Annotated in this window: 14 protein-coding genes and 2 pseudogenes; 9 read left to right on the top strand and 7 right to left on the bottom strand. The window is 71.9% G+C overall.

Features of this window, described 5'->3' with window-relative positions; all coding sequences use genetic code 11:
* Nucleotides 1-143: 143 nt before the first annotated feature.
* Nucleotides 144-950: an NmrA family NAD(P)-binding protein gene (locus ACFWSK_RS00555; RefSeq protein ID WP_383779943.1), complete on the bottom strand. Its 807-nt coding sequence runs from the start codon at nucleotides 948-950 to the stop codon at nucleotides 144-146.
* Between the two features lie 165 nt (nucleotides 951-1,115).
* Nucleotides 1,116-1,946, bottom strand: coding sequence for an alpha/beta fold hydrolase (locus ACFWSK_RS00550; RefSeq protein WP_383779940.1), 831 nt, complete (start codon nucleotides 1,944-1,946; stop codon nucleotides 1,116-1,118).
* Nucleotides 1,947-2,023: 77 nt separating this feature from the next.
* On the opposite strand from ACFWSK_RS00550, the gene ACFWSK_RS00545 reads away from it, so the two are divergent.
* From ACFWSK_RS00545 to ACFWSK_RS00535, 3 genes are all read left to right on the top strand, one after another.
* The gene (locus ACFWSK_RS00545) at nucleotides 2,024-2,635 is read left to right on the top strand and encodes a sigma-70 family RNA polymerase sigma factor (RefSeq protein ID WP_383779935.1); all 612 of its coding nucleotides are present in this window, start codon (nucleotides 2,024-2,026) and stop codon (nucleotides 2,633-2,635) included.
* Between the two features lie 58 nt (nucleotides 2,636-2,693).
* Nucleotides 2,694-4,097: a dihydrolipoyl dehydrogenase gene (lpdA, locus tag ACFWSK_RS00540; protein ID WP_383779932.1), complete on the top strand. Its 1,404-nt coding sequence runs from the start codon at nucleotides 2,694-2,696 to the stop codon at nucleotides 4,095-4,097.
* A gap of 179 nt (nucleotides 4,098-4,276) precedes the next feature.
* Entirely contained in the window at nucleotides 4,277-5,323 is a 1,047-nt protein-coding gene (locus tag ACFWSK_RS00535; protein WP_383779929.1) for a M36 family metallopeptidase, read from the top strand.
* A gap of 63 nt (nucleotides 5,324-5,386) precedes the next feature.
* Here the strand turns inward: ACFWSK_RS00535 and ACFWSK_RS00530 are convergent, their stop codons facing one another.
* Nucleotides 5,387-6,736, bottom strand: a complete 1,350-nt coding sequence (locus ACFWSK_RS00530) for a PP2C family protein-serine/threonine phosphatase (RefSeq protein WP_383779926.1) — start codon at nucleotides 6,734-6,736, stop codon at nucleotides 5,387-5,389.
* Nucleotides 6,737-6,907: 171 nt separating this feature from the next.
* Here ACFWSK_RS00530 and ACFWSK_RS00525 point away from each other — a divergent pair, with 171 nt between their 5' ends.
* The gene (locus ACFWSK_RS00525; protein ID WP_383779923.1) at nucleotides 6,908-7,468 is read left to right on the top strand and encodes a hemerythrin domain-containing protein; all 561 of its coding nucleotides are present in this window, start codon (nucleotides 6,908-6,910) and stop codon (nucleotides 7,466-7,468) included.
* A 48-nt stretch (nucleotides 7,469-7,516) separates the two neighbouring features.
* Here ACFWSK_RS00525 and ACFWSK_RS00520 read toward each other — a convergent pair whose 3' ends face one another.
* Complete coding sequence (locus ACFWSK_RS00520; protein WP_383779920.1) at nucleotides 7,517-8,908, bottom strand: trehalase family glycosidase; 1,392 nt, start codon at nucleotides 8,906-8,908, stop codon at nucleotides 7,517-7,519.
* Nucleotides 8,905-9,117, bottom strand: coding sequence for a hypothetical protein (locus tag ACFWSK_RS00515; RefSeq protein WP_383779917.1), 213 nt, complete (start codon nucleotides 9,115-9,117; stop codon nucleotides 8,905-8,907). Before ACFWSK_RS00515 ends, ACFWSK_RS00520 begins: the two co-directional genes overlap by 4 nt.
* A gap of 253 nt (nucleotides 9,118-9,370) precedes the next feature.
* Here ACFWSK_RS00515 and ACFWSK_RS00510 point away from each other — a divergent pair.
* Together ACFWSK_RS00510 and ACFWSK_RS00505 are read left to right on the top strand one after the other, a co-directional pair.
* Nucleotides 9,371-9,528: pseudogene (locus tag ACFWSK_RS00510) on the top strand (carbohydrate ABC transporter permease); the annotation flags it as partial.
* An 86-nt stretch (nucleotides 9,529-9,614) separates the two neighbouring features.
* Nucleotides 9,615-10,865 carry an ROK family transcriptional regulator gene (locus ACFWSK_RS00505; RefSeq protein WP_383779914.1) on the top strand — a complete coding sequence of 417 codons (1,251 nt, stop codon included), beginning with the start codon at nucleotides 9,615-9,617 and terminating at the stop codon, nucleotides 10,863-10,865.
* A gap of 46 nt (nucleotides 10,866-10,911) precedes the next feature.
* Here the strand turns inward: ACFWSK_RS00505 and ACFWSK_RS00500 are convergent.
* Nucleotides 10,912-11,259 (bottom strand): annotated as a pseudogene (locus ACFWSK_RS00500) (3-phenylpropionate dioxygenase); the annotation flags it as partial.
* Between the two features lie 38 nt (nucleotides 11,260-11,297).
* Here ACFWSK_RS00500 and ACFWSK_RS00495 point away from each other — a divergent pair.
* From ACFWSK_RS00495 to ACFWSK_RS00485, 3 genes are all read left to right on the top strand, one after another.
* Nucleotides 11,298-11,795, top strand: a complete 498-nt coding sequence (locus ACFWSK_RS00495) for a MarR family winged helix-turn-helix transcriptional regulator (RefSeq protein ID WP_383779911.1) — start codon at nucleotides 11,298-11,300, stop codon at nucleotides 11,793-11,795.
* A gap of 145 nt (nucleotides 11,796-11,940) precedes the next feature.
* Nucleotides 11,941-12,303 (top strand): hypothetical protein, encoded by a 363-nt coding sequence (locus ACFWSK_RS00490; RefSeq protein WP_383779908.1) that lies wholly within the window; start codon nucleotides 11,941-11,943, stop codon nucleotides 12,301-12,303.
* Between the two features lie 132 nt (nucleotides 12,304-12,435).
* A complete protein-coding gene (locus tag ACFWSK_RS00485; RefSeq protein ID WP_383779905.1) occupies nucleotides 12,436-13,563 on the top strand; it encodes a PucR family transcriptional regulator in 1,128 nt (375 codons plus the stop codon).
* A gap of 23 nt (nucleotides 13,564-13,586) precedes the next feature.
* On the opposite strand, the gene ACFWSK_RS00480 is transcribed toward ACFWSK_RS00485, so the two are convergent.
* Nucleotides 13,587-14,999 carry a carboxylesterase/lipase family protein gene (locus ACFWSK_RS00480; RefSeq protein ID WP_383779902.1) on the bottom strand — a complete coding sequence of 471 codons (1,413 nt, stop codon included), beginning with the start codon at nucleotides 14,997-14,999 and terminating at the stop codon, nucleotides 13,587-13,589.
* Between the last annotated feature and the right edge of the window lie 95 nt (nucleotides 15,000-15,094).

Raw genomic sequence — 15,094 nt, 5'->3', positions numbered from 1 at the left:
GGGGCGCGGGGGGGGGGTGCGGATTCCTGGGTTTGGGGTGGGGGCGGGCCCCCGGGGGGCTTGCCGGGGGGCGGGGGGGGGGGGGGGGCCGTCCCCGGGGGCCCCCCCCCCCCCACCGCCCGGTCGGACGTGACTCCGGCTCCTCAGAAGCGTTTCGCGTGCTCGGCCGTCCACTGCGTGAACGTCCGTGCGGGGCGGCCGGTCACCTGCTCGACGGTGTCGACGACGGTCCTTGAGGCGGCGTCGGAAGCCGCGTACCAGCCGACGACGTACTCGGCGTCCGCTCGGGAGACACCGGTGGCCACCAGCCTGTCGACGGCCTGTTCGTGCGTGATCCGGACGAACGAGATGTCCCGGCCGGTCGCCCCCGACAGGATCGCGACGCGTTCACCGGTTGTCAGCGGTTCGGGCCCGGTGAGGTTGTAGGCGCGTCCCGCATGGCCGTCGTCGAGCAGCGCGACAGCCGCCACCGCTCCGATGTCGGCCTCGTGGACGATCGCGCTGGGAAAGTCGTACGGCTCGCGCACGACCCCCTCGGACCGGATCGATTCCACCCAGCTCAGGGTGTTGGACATGAACTCCTGCGGTTCCAGGCGTGTCCACTCCACACCCGAGTCCGCCACCGCCCTCTCCACCGGCCCCACGCCACCGCCCCACACCACGGTGATGCGCCGCACGCCCGCGTCGACGGCCCGCCGCACCAACTCGGGCCCGGCCTCGGCGAGGCCGGCCGTCACCGTGACGTGTAAACGGCTGACGCCGTCGAAGGCGGCGTCCAGACCTTCCGGTGCCGTATGCGTACCGGCCACCAGTTCCACTGCGGCCGGGAGCGTTCCCGCGGCCGCGGCCGGACTGCGGGTGAGTGCGCGGACGTGCTCTCCCCGGCGGACCAGCTCCGCCACCACGTGCCTTCCGGTGTTCCCGGTGGCACCCGTAACCAAGGTCGTCACAGTCGTGTTCCTTTCGTCACCGAGAACGCTAGAACCTCGACTCGACTTGAGGTCAAGCACTCCGCCCGGCGCCCGGCCGCCTCGGACTGCCCCTGGACAGGGGGCCATGGCGCTGCTCACCGACCTCTACCGCGAAGGCCCTGACGAGGCTCCGGGGGTGCTGTGTCACCGGCCCAGGAATGCGGCAGTGACCTCCACGAAGCGGGCGGGGTCGTCGAGCCACGGGTAATGCCCTGCCCGCCGCTGCACGACGAGCGCCGCATCGGGGAAGAGCCCCGCGAGTTCCTCCGCCGCGCACGGCGGGCTGTTCAGGTCGAACTCTCCGGCGAGCACCAGCACGGGAGCCGGGCAGCCGCCGAGCGCCGTACGGGTGGCCGCCGGGTCGAAGGCGCCGTCGGCCGCGAAGAGAGCGACGGCCTCCGGGTTGTCCGGAGCGCTCGCGGCGTGGTGCGCCCGCGCCGCGTCGTCCCAACGCCCGTAGAGGAAGGGCGCGATGGCCTCCCAGTCGCTGCCGGTGCCGTCGGTGATCGCCTCCAGGGCGGGGAACGCCGCGGGGAACCACGGCTCCTCCCGCCGTGCCCGCGCGAGTGCGCGCCGGGTCCCGCCGGTGATCTCGATGCCGACGGCACGGGTGCCGGGCGCGATCAGGGCGAGCCTGGCGACGCGTTCCGGCAGGCGGGCCGCGTACTGGACCGCCGGGTTCGCGCCCGCGGAGTGACCGAGCAGATCCAGCCGAGCGAGCCCCAGGTGGACGCGCAATGCCTCGATGTCGTCGACAAGGCGGTCGCACCGGTACGAGGAGGTGTCATCGGGTACCGCGGAACGGCCGGTGCCGCGAAGGTCCAGGGCGATCAGCTGCCGGTGTTCCGAAAGTCCGCCGAGGTCACCGAGGTACGCGGAGTCCGCAGGGCCTCCGGGGACGCAGACGACGGGCGGTCCCTCTCCGCTCACGCGGTAGGCGAGCCGGGTTCCATCGGGTGCGGAGAAAGTAGGCATGCCGTAACCATGCCAGCCATAACCTGGTTATACAACCCGGTTATGGTCGCGTGCCGCTCCCGGTGTATAACCGAGTCGTGGCAGGCGAAGAGCGCGAACACCAGACCCCGGGCACGCTGACCGGGGAGCAGGCCGAGCAGTTGCTCGCCGGCATGAACGAGGTCATTCGCGCGGGCGAGGAGATGCGGAAACTGCGCGCCGGGATGATCCAGGTGCTCGTCGGCCTCGGCTGGACCCAGGACCGGATCGCCCGGCTCACCGGGATGAGCCAGCCCGCCGTGTCCAAGCAGGTGGCGAAGTACAGGACGGGGGCCCCGCCGCCGATGGAACTCGCCCTCGACCAGCAGGACGTGCCGTGGCTCGAAGGCCGCCTGTGGGGCCTCGCCGAGGAGCTCGCGGAGACCCTCGGCGACACCGCCCGGTGCGGCCCCTGCGTCCACGCCCTCACCAGGGGGCGGAAACGATTCACGCCCCGGAACGTCGACGCACTGCGACGCCTCGTGGAAGACGACCTGAGAACGCACGCGACGACGCTGCCCGGCGGCTACCGGGATGCGTACGACCGGGTCGGCCGTGGCCTGGACCTCCCCGCGGAGGTCACCACCACCGCAACGGCCTCCGTGCGCCGCACCCTCGCCCGCGAGCTGCAGCGCGCCCGGCTCCGGAGTGACGCGAACGAGAGGCCCTAGGGTGAGGGGGCCAACGCGTGCCCTCGGTTACGGGCCACCTCGACCCTAAGGACAAGTCATGCACGAGCGCTTCGACGTCGTCGTACTCGGAGCCGGCCCCGGCGGCTACGTCGCCGCCATCCGCGCCGCCCAACTGGGCAAGCGGGTCGCGGTCGTCGAAGAGAAGTACTGGGGCGGTGTGTGCCTCAACGTCGGCTGTATCCCCACCAAGGCGCTGCTGCGCAACGCCGAACTCGCCCACATCGTCAACCATGAGGCCAAGACCTTCGGCATCAAGGTCGACGGGACGATCTCCTTCGACTACGGCGAGGCGTTCCGCCGCAGCCGCACGGTGGCGGACGGCCGCGTCAAGGGCGTCCACTATCTGATGAAGAAGAACGGCATCACGGAGCTGGACGGGCGGGGCACGTTCCTCGACGCGAACACCCTCCAGGTGGCCGGGTCCGACGGCACCACGCAGACCATCACGTTCGACAACTGCGTCATCGCCACCGGCGCCACCCCGCGCCTGCTGCCCGGCACCGCCCGCAGCGAACGCGTGGTGACGTACGAGGAGCAGATCCTCGCGGACGGTGTGCCGCAGTCCATCGTCATCGCGGGCGCCGGAGCCATCGGCATCGAGTTCGCGTACGTCCTGCACAACTACGGCGTGAAGGTAACCGTCGTCGAGTTCCTGGACCGGGTCGCGCCGCTGGAGGACGAGGACGTCTCCAAGGAACTGGCCAAGCAGTACCGCAAGCTCGGCATCGAGGTCCTGACCTCCACCCGCGTCGAGACGATCGACGAGTCGGGCCCCCAGGTCCGCGTCACCGTCACCGGCAAGGACGGCGCCCAGAAGGTGCTGGAGGCCGACAAGGTCCTCCAGGCCATCGGGTTCGCGCCGAACGTCACCGGCTACGGCCTGGAGGCGACCGGAGTAGCCCTCACCGAGCGCGGCGCGATCGATGTGGACGGCCGCTGCCGCACCAGCGTGCCGCACATCTACGCCATCGGCGACGTGACCGCGAAGCTGATGCTCGCGCACGCCGCCGAGGCCATGGGTGTCATCGCCGCCGAGACGATCGCCGACGCCGAGACGATGGAGCTCGACTACCGGATGATCCCGCGCGCCACTTTCTGCCAGCCGCAGATCGCCAGCTTCGGCTGGACGGAGGCGCAGGCGCGCGAGCAGGGCTTCGACGTGAAGGTCGCCAAGTTCCCGTTCACGGCGAACGGCAAGGCGCACGGCCTCGGAGACGCGACCGGCTTCGTGAAGATCCTCAGCGATGCGAAGTACGGCGAGATCATCGGCGCGCATCTGATCGGCCCCGATGTCACCGAACTGCTGCCCGAGCTGACGCTGGCTCAGCAGTGGGACCTCACCGTCCACGAGGTGGCGCGGAACGTTCACGCCCACCCGACGCTGGGCGAGGCCGTGAAGGAGGCCGTCCACGGTCTCGCCGGGCACATGATCAACTTCTGAGGCGCGTGCGGCGGCGGGAGCGGAGGGCAGGGGCGGGCTGGGGGTACGGGCCGTCGTGCGGCGGCCGGCGAGGCGGCGTCGTGCTCCGGGGTCTGGTCAAAGCCGGGCGTGTGCGCAATGATCACGCCCGCGCCACCCCCCGCTTCCGGCGTCACCCGCACCACAACGGGAGGATGTACATGGCTCGCCGCACACCCCGCGCGCTGATCGCCTCGGCCACCGCCATCGTGGCTCTGCTCACCACGGCCGGAGCGGCCTCGGCCTCCGGAGCCGGCCCCGCCCCGGCCGGCCCGCAGGCCAGCGTCTTCATGGTCAACCCCGTCCAGTCGTCGGGCGATCAGTCGCTCGTCGACGCGAAGGACGCGGCCGGCGCGGTGCCCGCCTCGGCCTATGCCTCGGCCGCACTGCGCAACCTCGACGGCAGTGGCGGACTCTCCGGGCGGTGGGCCTACGTCAGGTCGGACACCGGCGCGTCGGCGAAGACCGCGGACGCCGGCTCGTACACCCGGCAGGACGACCAGTTCGAGCAGGTCATGGCCTACTTCTGGACCAACGAGGCGCAGGAGTACCTCCAGGGCCTCGGTTTCGGCAGCGAGCTGCCCGGCGCCAACGACCGCGCGCAGCCGGTCCGTATCAACCAGTGGGGTGCGGACAACTCCTACTTCACCGACAAGAAGGCCGAAATACGCTTCGGCAAGGGCGGGGTGGACGACGCCGAGGACGCCGAGGTGATCGTGCACGAGTACGGACACGCGGTGCACCACGCCCAGGTACCCGGCTTCGGGACCTCGGTGGAGGCCGGAGCCATCGGTGAGGCGTTCGGTGACTACCTCGCGGTCGAGGTCGGCAACAACGCGGCCTCCCGGTACGGCTGGCCGCTGAAGGCCGACCCGGCGTGCGTGGCGGACTGGGACTCGGTCAGCTACAGCAGTGCTCCGCACTGCCTGCGCCGCATCGACAAGGACAAGGTGTACGGGGACCGGGTGGGGTCGGTGCACGCGGACGGCGAGATCTGGTCCCGTGCGCTTCTGGACATCCGGCGCGCGCTCGGTGCCCGGGTGGCCGACCGCATCATCATCAACGCCCAGTTCGGCTTCGCGCCCGACACCAGCTTCCAGGACGCGGCGCTGACGACGATCGCGACGGCACAGCGCATGTACGGCGCGAGCGCGGCCGACGCGGTCCGCGCCGGCTTCAAGGGACGCGAGATCCCGGGCATTCAGTAGCGGAAGGTCACGGGGACCGCCGCCGCGCGAGTGCGACGGCGGTCCCCGTGTACCGGGCCGGGGTCACGGAGTCTTCGAGGAGTCCCGCGAGCGACCGCGGTGTCCGGGCAGACGCACCGCGAGCAGCGCGATGTCGTCGCTGCTCCCCGCCCCCAGGTCGGCGAGCAGTTCGTCGCAGAAGGTGTCCAGCGGTTCGCGGGCGAGGGCGGCCGCGTGCTGGCGGAGGTAGAGCATCCGGTCGACGACGCTTTCGCCGGGGCGTTCGATCAGCCCGTCCGTGTACAGCAGGAGCGTGGACTCCGGAGGCAGGATCTCGTCCTGGTCGAGCCGGCTCTGTCCGGCGTCGACGCCCAGGATCAGGCCATGCACGTCATCGAGGTAGCGGGTGTCCCCGTCGTGCTCGACGAGCAGCGGCGGAGGATGCCCGGCGTTGGAGAAGTACAGGTGCCACTCATCCGCTTCGCTGAGCTCCAGGCGTCCGCAGATGCAACTGGCGATATGGCCCCTGTAGAGGGTTTCGGAGATGAGATCGAGACGGCTCAGGATTTCACCGGGTGGCTCCTGGCGGTCGCAGACCAGGGCCCGGAGCATGTTGCGCAGCTGACTCATCTTGACGGCAGCCTGTACGTCGTGGCCGATCACGTCCCCGATGATCAGAGCGGCGGCCCCGTCGGGCATCGGGAAGTAGTCGTACCAGTCGCCGCCGACCTCGGCGGCCGTCGGCGCCGGCGCATAGCGGGCGGCGACCCCGTAGGGCGCGCTCTCGGGCATCGGCGGGAGCAGTGACCGCTGGAAACGTTCGGCGACGTGCTGCACGGAGGCGAACAGCTGGCTGTTGTCGACGGCCAGCGCGGTGCGGTGGGCCACGTCCTCCACGAGTGCCACGTCGTCGTCGGTGAGGGGTGACCGTCCCGCGCCCCGGGCGAGCGTCAGCGCTCCCAGGACCTGCCGCCGGGTCCGCAGCGGCGCGATGATCACGCTGTGGGCGTCCAGCCTGTCGAACAGCTCCCGCTGGGCGGCGTGAAAGGGGGTGTCGCCGCCGGTACGGAGGGCGGCCCCGTCGAGGAGGAGCGGGCCGACGCCGCGCAGCACGCGGGCGAGCGGGTCGGAGGATTCCAGGGGCGTCGGTGGCAGCATGCCTTCCAGATGGCCGGTGGGGAGACTGCCCATGTCGTGGTGGACGACCACGACGCGGCGGACCTCCGCGTGCTCGCCGAGCAGGTCGATGGCGCACCAGTCCCCCAGCGGGGGCAGAACGACCCGGCACAGCCGCCGCAGCGCGGCGTCGACGTCCAGTGTGCTGGCCAGCACGCTGCTGGCCTCCGCCAGCAGCGCGAGCCGCTCGAGCGCCTGCTCCAGAACCGCGTCGACGTTCTCCCCGTTCATGGTGCCGACCTCTCTTTCTGCGGCCATTGTCCCCGTTGCTCCCCTCTCCGGCCTGCGCGCGCGACGCCGCGCCCTGGGCCGGAGAGGTGAGAGCCGGGTCTGTCACGGCCGTGGAGCGCGGGATTCCCGCACCGACCTGCTGGCCTGGTCTCCGCACCCCGCGGTACGGGGGCGACGGAACCCGAGGAAGGAACGGCCATGGGACACGGCGGTAACGTGATCGCGGAGCTCACTGCCGACCATCGCGAGGTCGAGGAGATGTTCGCGCAGATCGAGGCGCAGCCGGTGGGCCATCCGGAGCGGCGGCTCCTGGCGGACCGACTGACCTCGGAACTCGTACGGCATTCGGTGGCCGAGGAGATGCACCTGTACCCATCCGTACGCAGTCACGTGGCGGGCGGTGACGAGCTCGCGGACAAGGAGCTCGCGGACCACGGCAGGATCGAGCGGATGCTCAAGGACCTCGAGGAGCGGGACGCCGAGGACCCGGAGTTCAACGACATCGTCGCGAAGCTCAAGTTCGAGGTGGCCTCCCACGTACGCGAGGAGGAGGCCGAGCTTTTCCCCAAGCTCACGGCCGCGTGCTCACCCGAGGAGCTGGAAGCGCTCGGCCGGCTGGTCCGCCGGGCCAAGGAAACGGCGCCCACCCGGCCGCGTCCCTCCATGCCGGACACCCCGCCCGCCAACAAGCTCGCACCGGGTGCGGGCCTGGTGGACCGCGTACGCGATCTGCTCAGCGGCCGGGGTTCCTCTTCCTGAGCCGCACCCGGGGGCGGTGCGCGCGTCCGGGGACGCCCGGCGCGCCGTTCAGACGAGGGCTCCGGCCACGACGCCGTCGGTGCGGCCCGCGTCCTCCTCGGCGGGGTCGCGGGCCAGCAGGTCCAGGGTGAGAGCGGCCGTCCATCCGAATTCGCGGGTGCCGCGGGCCTCCGCGGTGAACGGGTCCACGTACTCCGCGAAGCCGCAGGCCCCAGCGGCGGTGAGCATCGAGGTGCGCAGGCGGTCCGCCGCACCGGCCCTTCCGTGGCGGCGCAGGCCGCGTTCCAGCAGCCAGCCGGTGTTGAACCAGGCCGGTCCGCGCCAGTAGCGGGACGGGTCGAAGGCGGGCCCCGTGAGGTCGTACGACGGGACCATCGGGATCTCGCCGAGCCGGAAGCCCGGGCCCGTGGCAGTGCCGATCAGTGCGTCGACGAGGTCCTGCGGGAGTCCGGGCACGACGAGCGGAAGGAGACCGGCGACGCTGCGCTCGGCGATCGGCTCTCCGCCCACCAGGTCGCGGCAGAGGAACATGCCGGCCTCGGGAGACCAGAGCCGCTCCACCAGTGCGGCGGTGAGACGCCCGGCCCGCTCCTCGTGCGGGGCGGGGTCGGCCCCGGTCTCGGCGGCGATGCGTGCCAGTGCGTGCTCGGAGACGATCAGCAGGGCATTGACACCCGGGTCCTCGACGGCGAAGGCGTGCCGGGTGCCCTCGTCCGCGTATCCGCTGTCGCGGTAGTCACTGGCGAGGCGCACGTACCGCCCGTAGTCGAGATCCGTGGGACGCTCCGCCGCCGCCCCGTGGTCCAGGTCGGCGCGCCGGTAGGAGCCCGCCGCTGCCGGTTCGATCCGCCGCAGGGGCGCGTCCCAGCACGGACTGTTGTCCATGCCGGGCTCCCACGGGTGCAGGACGGCGGCGAGGCCGCCGCCGCCCAGGTCGCGGGCGCCCGTGAGGTAGTCGTGCCAGGCCGTCAGGGCCTCGTACATACGGGGCAGGAAGCGGCGGCGGCGCGAGGCTTCCGGGTCCGCCAGGTGGACGAGCCAGGCGGCGAGCGCGTGCACGGGGGGCTGCACGATTCCGGACGTCTCGATGCCCGCGGGGGCTCCGGCCGCGGAGCCGTCGCGCGAGGAGCGCCAGAAATCGGGGCTCGGGAAGTAGGCGTCGAGAGGGACCGCCGGATTGAAGACGATGTGCGGGACGCGTCCGTCGGCCCATTGGGCGCCGAGCAGCGTCTCCAGTTCCCGTTGTGCGCGGCGCGCGGACAGATGGCGCAGGCCGATGGCGATGAACGCCGAGTCCCAGCTCCACTGGTGGGGATACAGGCCGCGGGAGGGGACGGTGGAGGCGCCCATCCAGTTGGCGTACAACACCCGCGCGGCGCCACGCCGAAGTGCCGGGTCGTCCTCGGCGGCGGGCACCGGGGAATCGAGGAGTGAGGTCATGCCCGCGCCCTCAGCGCGCCGTCGGCGCACGCCCTCTTCAACTCCGACTGCTCGTACGGCAGTTGGACGTCACCCGCGTCACCCATGTCATCCGTGTCCCCCGTGAAGCATGTCCCGGCAGCGTCGTGACCGGGGTCCTGGGCGAACACCCACGTCTCCTGGAGCGACGCGCGGTCGCGCGCTCGTTCCTGACAGGCGGTCTTCTCCATGGGTGCCTTTCGCGCCGGCGCACGGCGCTGTACGGGTGGCTCGTGACGGGGCGTCGCGGAACAGCCGGGCTCCGGCGTCCCATGCGCGCGTGACGTACGGGTTTGTTCCCCTGCGGGGAGTGAGCTCGGTCTCACCCGATACGCCGGGAGGGGCCCTGCTCGCTGACTTACGTTGAAGTTATCCCACAGTTATGTCTCACCAACAAGCAAAAGTGAGAGTGACATGCCTAACGAACATGCGCACGGAGTGCTGATGGCCACCGGGCTCCAGCAGCCGGCCAACGGCCTGGAGGTGTCCAAGACCGTTCTGGTGGCCGGTTCGGTGGTCCTCACCATCCCCGTGGTACTCCTGTCCTCGCAGCCGAACGCCTGCTCACCGAGGGGCTGACCAGCGGCGCGGACAGGGGCTGACGCCCGATCACGGCGACCGGGACCGATACGGCGACGGCGCCGCGGGTGGCTTCCGGGCATGGACGAAGAGGACGAGGTCGGCGGGGATGGCAGGAAACCGGGCGAGTGCGGGACACCTGCTGCGGCTCATCCGCAGCGGCGAGGCCACCACCCGCGGCGAGTTGCAGCAGGCGACGGGACTGTCGCGGTCGACCGTCGGGCACCGCCTGGAGCAGCTCTTCGGCGCGGGCTGGCTCAGGGGATCAGCCGGCGCGTCCACCGGAGGCCGGCCCTCCGCCCGGCTGGAGTTCGACCCGGCACACGGCGTCGTACTCGTGGCCGACCTGGAGACCCGTCATGGCCGGGCCGCCGTCCTCGACCTCGCCGGCACGGTCCTCGCGGAGCGCACCGGCGAGCTGGTGATATCGGACGGCCCGGACCTGGCGCTGGACCGGCTGGCACGCTGGTTCGCCCCGCTCCTCGACGAGGCGGGCACGGGACCCGACCGGGTCTGCGGGATCGGTCTCTCGGTGCCCGGGCCGGTCGACCAGGAGTCCGCGCGGATCGTGCAGCCGCCGATCATGCCCGGGTGGGACCGGTTCCCCGTGCAGGAACGGATGCGCGAGGCATACGCCGCACACGTCGCTCCGCTGCCCGCCGGCGAGCCGCTCCCGGTCCTCCTCGACAACGACGCCAATCTGATGGCGCTGGCCGAACAGCGCGCGAACCACCCCGGCTGCGGGGCGTTCCTCCTGGTCAAGGCATCGACGGGCATCGGGGCCGGAGTCGTCGTCGGCGGTGAGGTCTACCGCGGGATCGACGGCGGGGCGGGCGACATCGGCCACATCCGGCTCCACGACCGGCCCGACGCCCTGTGTATGTGCGGCTCCTACGGCTGTCTGGCGGCCGTGGCCAGCGGACGGTCCATCGCGCAGCGGCTCACCGAGGCCGGTGTGCCCACCGCATCGGGGTCCGGTGTCCGGGACCATCTCGCCGCGGGACAGCCCGACGCCGTACGGTTCGCCCGCGAGGCCGGACAGCGCATCGGCGAGGTCCTGGTCACGGTGGTGACCCTGCTCAACCCCGGTGTCCTGGTGCTCGCGGGGGACCTCGCGGGAACCCCCTTCCTCACCGGTGTCCGGGAACTCCTCTACCAGCGGGCGCTGCCCCGGACCACCGCCCACCTCTCGGTGACCGTCTCCGCCCTCGGCGACCGTGCGGCCCTGGCCGGCGCCGCCACCATGGTCGTCGACCGCCTCTACGCTCCCGACCGGGCGGACGCCCGGCTCGCCGCCCTGGCCCGGGGCGAGCGGACCCGCCCGGGGTCCGGAGGCGGACCGAGCGCGCGCCCGCTGTAGGACGGACGCGGCCGGATGGTGCGGGGCGAGCGCCGGGGGCCGGCTCTCAGGCGCCCACCGAGGACTGGGCCTCCGCCGCCGCACGGTAGAGCCGGCGCAGCCGCACCACGCCGAGGTCGTGCTGGTAGAGGTTTTCCCGCTGGTCGGCATCGGCCGGCATGGCCTCCAGCATCACGCGGTCCTGCTCCAGGACGTCCCAGTGGCGCTGCTCGATCAGCGTCCGGTACAGGAAGCGCCAGGACGCCCGCTGCCAGTCCTCGACCCTGCGGTAGCGCCAGAAGAAGACGCCGCAGCGCTCCTCGTCCACCGGGCGGACCATGCCGACGATGCCGAACAGGCCGCCGGGTCCCGCCGAGGGCGGATACGGGATGGAGAGGTCCACCCAGTCCACACCGGGCATCGAGACCGGCGGACCGGGACGCCGTCGCGAACGTGATCGAGGACTGGGCGCGTGAACGGCCGGAGCTGGACACGACTCCGCTGGAGGTCCTCGCTCGACTGCACCGCTCCTTCCTGCGCTGCAGCACCAGGCTCACCACGTCGATCGATCGTCACGGCCTGTCCGTGGCGGGCTTCGACGTGCTGACCGCGCTGCGGAGGTCGGGGGCCCCGTACCGGCTGACGGCCGGGCAGCTCGCCGACTCCGGGCTGGTCTCCTCCGCCGGTGTGACCCTGCGGATCGACCGTCTGGGGAAGGACGGACTCATCGTGCGGGAACGGGACGCCGACGACCGCAGAGTCGTCTACTCGCGCCTGACCGACAAGGGCCTCGCGACGGTGGACACCGTCTTCGCGGAACATCTGGACAACGAACGCCGGATGCTCGGCGGGCTGTCGCCTTCCGAATGCCGCCGGCTCGCACGGCTGCTGCGCAAGCTGGAGGAGTCGATCGTCGACTCCGACGGGGAGCCGACGGGCCCCACGGCGTAGAACACGGCGTCACGGCGGTCCGCCCGATCCGCCCGGCGGCGGGCGTGGTGCTCTTCATTGCCGGAAGCCTCCCCTCCGCCGACGAGGCGTTCCTATGATCGTTCCGGCTCCCGCGGAACGCGGGAAACGACTGGAGGAGGGGACCATGTCGAACATGTCCAGGCGGTCACTGCTGGGGTATTCGGGGACGGCCGCAGCCGGCGCGGTGTTCGCGTCGGCCGGAACGGCCGCGGCCGACGACAAGGGCACGGCGGAGTCGACCGCGGCACAGTCGGCCGCGGTGGAGTTTTCGCCGGGGTCCAAGTTCGAGGCCAGCTCGACCATGGCTGAATCCGACCTCATGATGGAAATGACGTTCAGCGTGCGGGTGGACTGGCCCAACGGCTACCCGTCGGCGCAGGACATCACTCCCCTGGAGGTCGCCAACGCGCTGTCCGCGATCGCCGAGTCGAAGGGCTGGCCGCCGCTCACGTTCTACGGCCCCCAGCCCCCCGCTCCGCTGAACTGACGTTTGCACGAGGAGGGTCGGGGGGTCCGTCCGTTCATGGGCGAGCTCCCTCGGCCGCTCCGCCCGTACACCGGACGACTCCGCCACCGAGCGACGATTGACGGCGGGGTCGGTCGGTGTGACGATGCGCCGATGCCCGACCTACACACCCGGATGGCTTCCCGGGGCAGTGACATCACCGCGGCCGTGGTCGCCCGTTGCGCGGCGGAGGTGCCGTTCTACGGGGAACTGCCGCGCCGGACGCTCGAGGGCGTGGTGGCGCGCTCGATCACGGCCGTGCACGGTCTGCTGCTCCGGGCGCTGCGGGACGGCGGTGCGATGGGCCCGGGCGACCTGACCCGGCTCATCGAGTGGTCCGCGCGCCGGGCCGAGGAACGTGTGCCCCTTGAGGCGGTGACCGCCGCCTATCTCATCGGCGCCGAATCCTGGTGGCAGGTCCTGACCGAGACGGCGGAGCCCGAGGAGCTGGCCGGGGCGGGTGCGAAGCTGCTCGCCTGCCTGCACGCGGCCATGCCCGCGGTGGTGCTCGCCCACCTGAGCGTCCAGGAGGACCTCCACAGCGAGGACAAGCGGGTACGCCGGGCTCTGCTGACCGCTCTCCTGGCAGGCCGGCCGTACGAGGAACTGGCGGCGGCCGCACGGGTCACGGTGGTGGGCGAGCACGAGGTCGTGGTCCTGGCCTTCGAGTCGAATCCACCGGCCAGGCTGGTGCAGTCGTCGCTCGACGCCCACGCGGGCATCCCTGTCCTGATGGACCACGTCGCCGGGATCGCGCTGCTGCCGGCCGGATGCGATCTGCACGCCCTGCTGGCCGGGCTCGCCGAGGAGACGGCACAGCGTGTCTTCGCCGCGGCCGCTCCGGCCGGCGAACCGGCGGCCGTTCCGGCAGCGGCGGCGGAAGCCGGACGCGTACTGGAACTGGTCCGGCGCCTGGGCCGCCCACCGGGCCTGTACCGCCTCGACGACGTGCTGCTGGAGTACCAGCTCGCCCGTCCCGGCGAGGCACTGACCCGGCTGGCGGGGAAGCTCGACGCGCTGGGCCGGCATCCGTACCTGCTGGAGACCCTGCGGGTGTTCGTCGACCGGGGGCACAACCGCCGTCAAAGCGCGGCGGAGTTGTGCATCCACCGCAACACACTGGACTACCGGCTGCACCGGGTGAGCACACTGACCGGCCTGGACCTCACGGTCCCCGCGGAGGCGCGAGTGCTCCAGGCGGCACTGGTGGCCAGGGATCTGGTCGAAGGGGAGCCCTCCTAGGCTCTCTGGAGCCGCATGTCCTCCTAGGACCTCTGGAGCCACACGCGCAGTTCCTCCTCCCGGGGCGCGAGCGTCACGCCCGTACCGGGGTGGTCGAAGACCATGACCGGCCGGTGCGAGCCCCAGGCGGACCACCCGGGGTTTCCGGAGGCGGCGAAGTCCACCCAGGCCCGGTGCATGGTGTCGGCCAGTGGCTGCGGAGCGCCCGGTCCGCTCAGCGACTCACCGTGGCGGAGGTTGTCGAAGACGAAACCGATCTCCAGCGCATGGCACGCCCCGAGGCCCAGGACGGGTGAGCCCCAGGCGAACTCGTAGACGTACGTCCGGGAGGGCCGGGCGTCGGCAAGCCGGTTGAGGGGTGCGCGCAGCAGCAGGTCGGTGGCCATCTCCCCGAGGATCACCCCGGGTTCGGCCCCGGGCCGGGCGGACCTGTACAGCCGGGCCACCCGCCCCGGTATCCGGAACTTCAGCAGGGCGAGGCGCAGGGTGAGCGCGCTGATGCGGTCCACCGCTCCGGTCGGCACGAACCACAGCCGGTACTCCTCCCGGTTGCACCCGAGCAGCAGGTCGGCCTCGGGGAGCGGGGGGTCGGCGAGGACCACGTCGTCGTCGACGACGATGTGGAAGCCGGGCCCACCGCTGATCGGGTCGGCCTTGCCGACCACCGCGGCCTGCGCGTCCAGCAGCCGTTCGCGGCCGGCCGCCGCGAAGGCTTCCGCGGTGGCCGGCACCCGCAGTGACTTCGCCATGGAGCGCACGATCTTCGCGCCCTCGCCGCGCGGCACCGTGTGCGGCGGACCGCTCTGCAGGATCGCCCGGCGGAACAGACCAGCCGCCCGGGGGCTGGTCATCAGGGCCGCGACACTGATCGCTCCGGCCGACTCCCCGCACACGGTGACGTTCCGCGGGTCTCCGCCGAAGGCGGCGATGTTGTCCCGGACCCAGGTCAGGGCGGCGATCTGGTCCAGCAGGCCGCGGTTGTCGGGTGCGTCGGGGAAGACCCCGAATCCTTCGACTCCCAGCCGGTAGTTGACCGATACGAGGACCACGCCGTCACGGGCGAAGGCACGTCCGTCGTAGAGCGGCATGCTCGACGAGCCGTTGCGGAGCGAACCGCCGTGGATCCAGACCATCACCGGGAGCCGCTCGCCGACGGGTGCCCTGGTCCAGACGTTGAGGTTGAGGCAGCCGTCCCCGGGGATGTCCCACTCGGGAATCAGACGGTCGAGAGGCGGCCGGTAGGGCCGTTGGGGAGCGGTCGGCCCGTACTCCAGCGCGTCCCGTACGCCCTCCCAGGGTTCGACGGGAGCCGGCGCGCGGAAGCGGTGGGTACCGAACGGCGGGGCGGCGTAGGGAATTCCGAGGAAGGCCGCGATCCCGTCCTCCTCGGCCCGGCCCCGGACCCTCCCCTGCCGGGTGGTCGCCATGATGTCCATCTCGGTCCTTTCACGATGGGCGGTCGGCGTGGCGCCCCCGGGGGCCCGGGGGCCCCGGGGGGGGGAGCCGGGGGGGGGCGGCGGGGGCGGGGGTC

The organism is Streptomyces sp. NPDC058620 (genome assembly GCF_042717135.1).
Taxonomy (GTDB): Bacteria; Actinomycetota; Actinomycetes; order Streptomycetales; family Streptomycetaceae; genus Streptomyces.
This window is presented reverse-complemented; position numbering and strand designations above follow the sequence as displayed.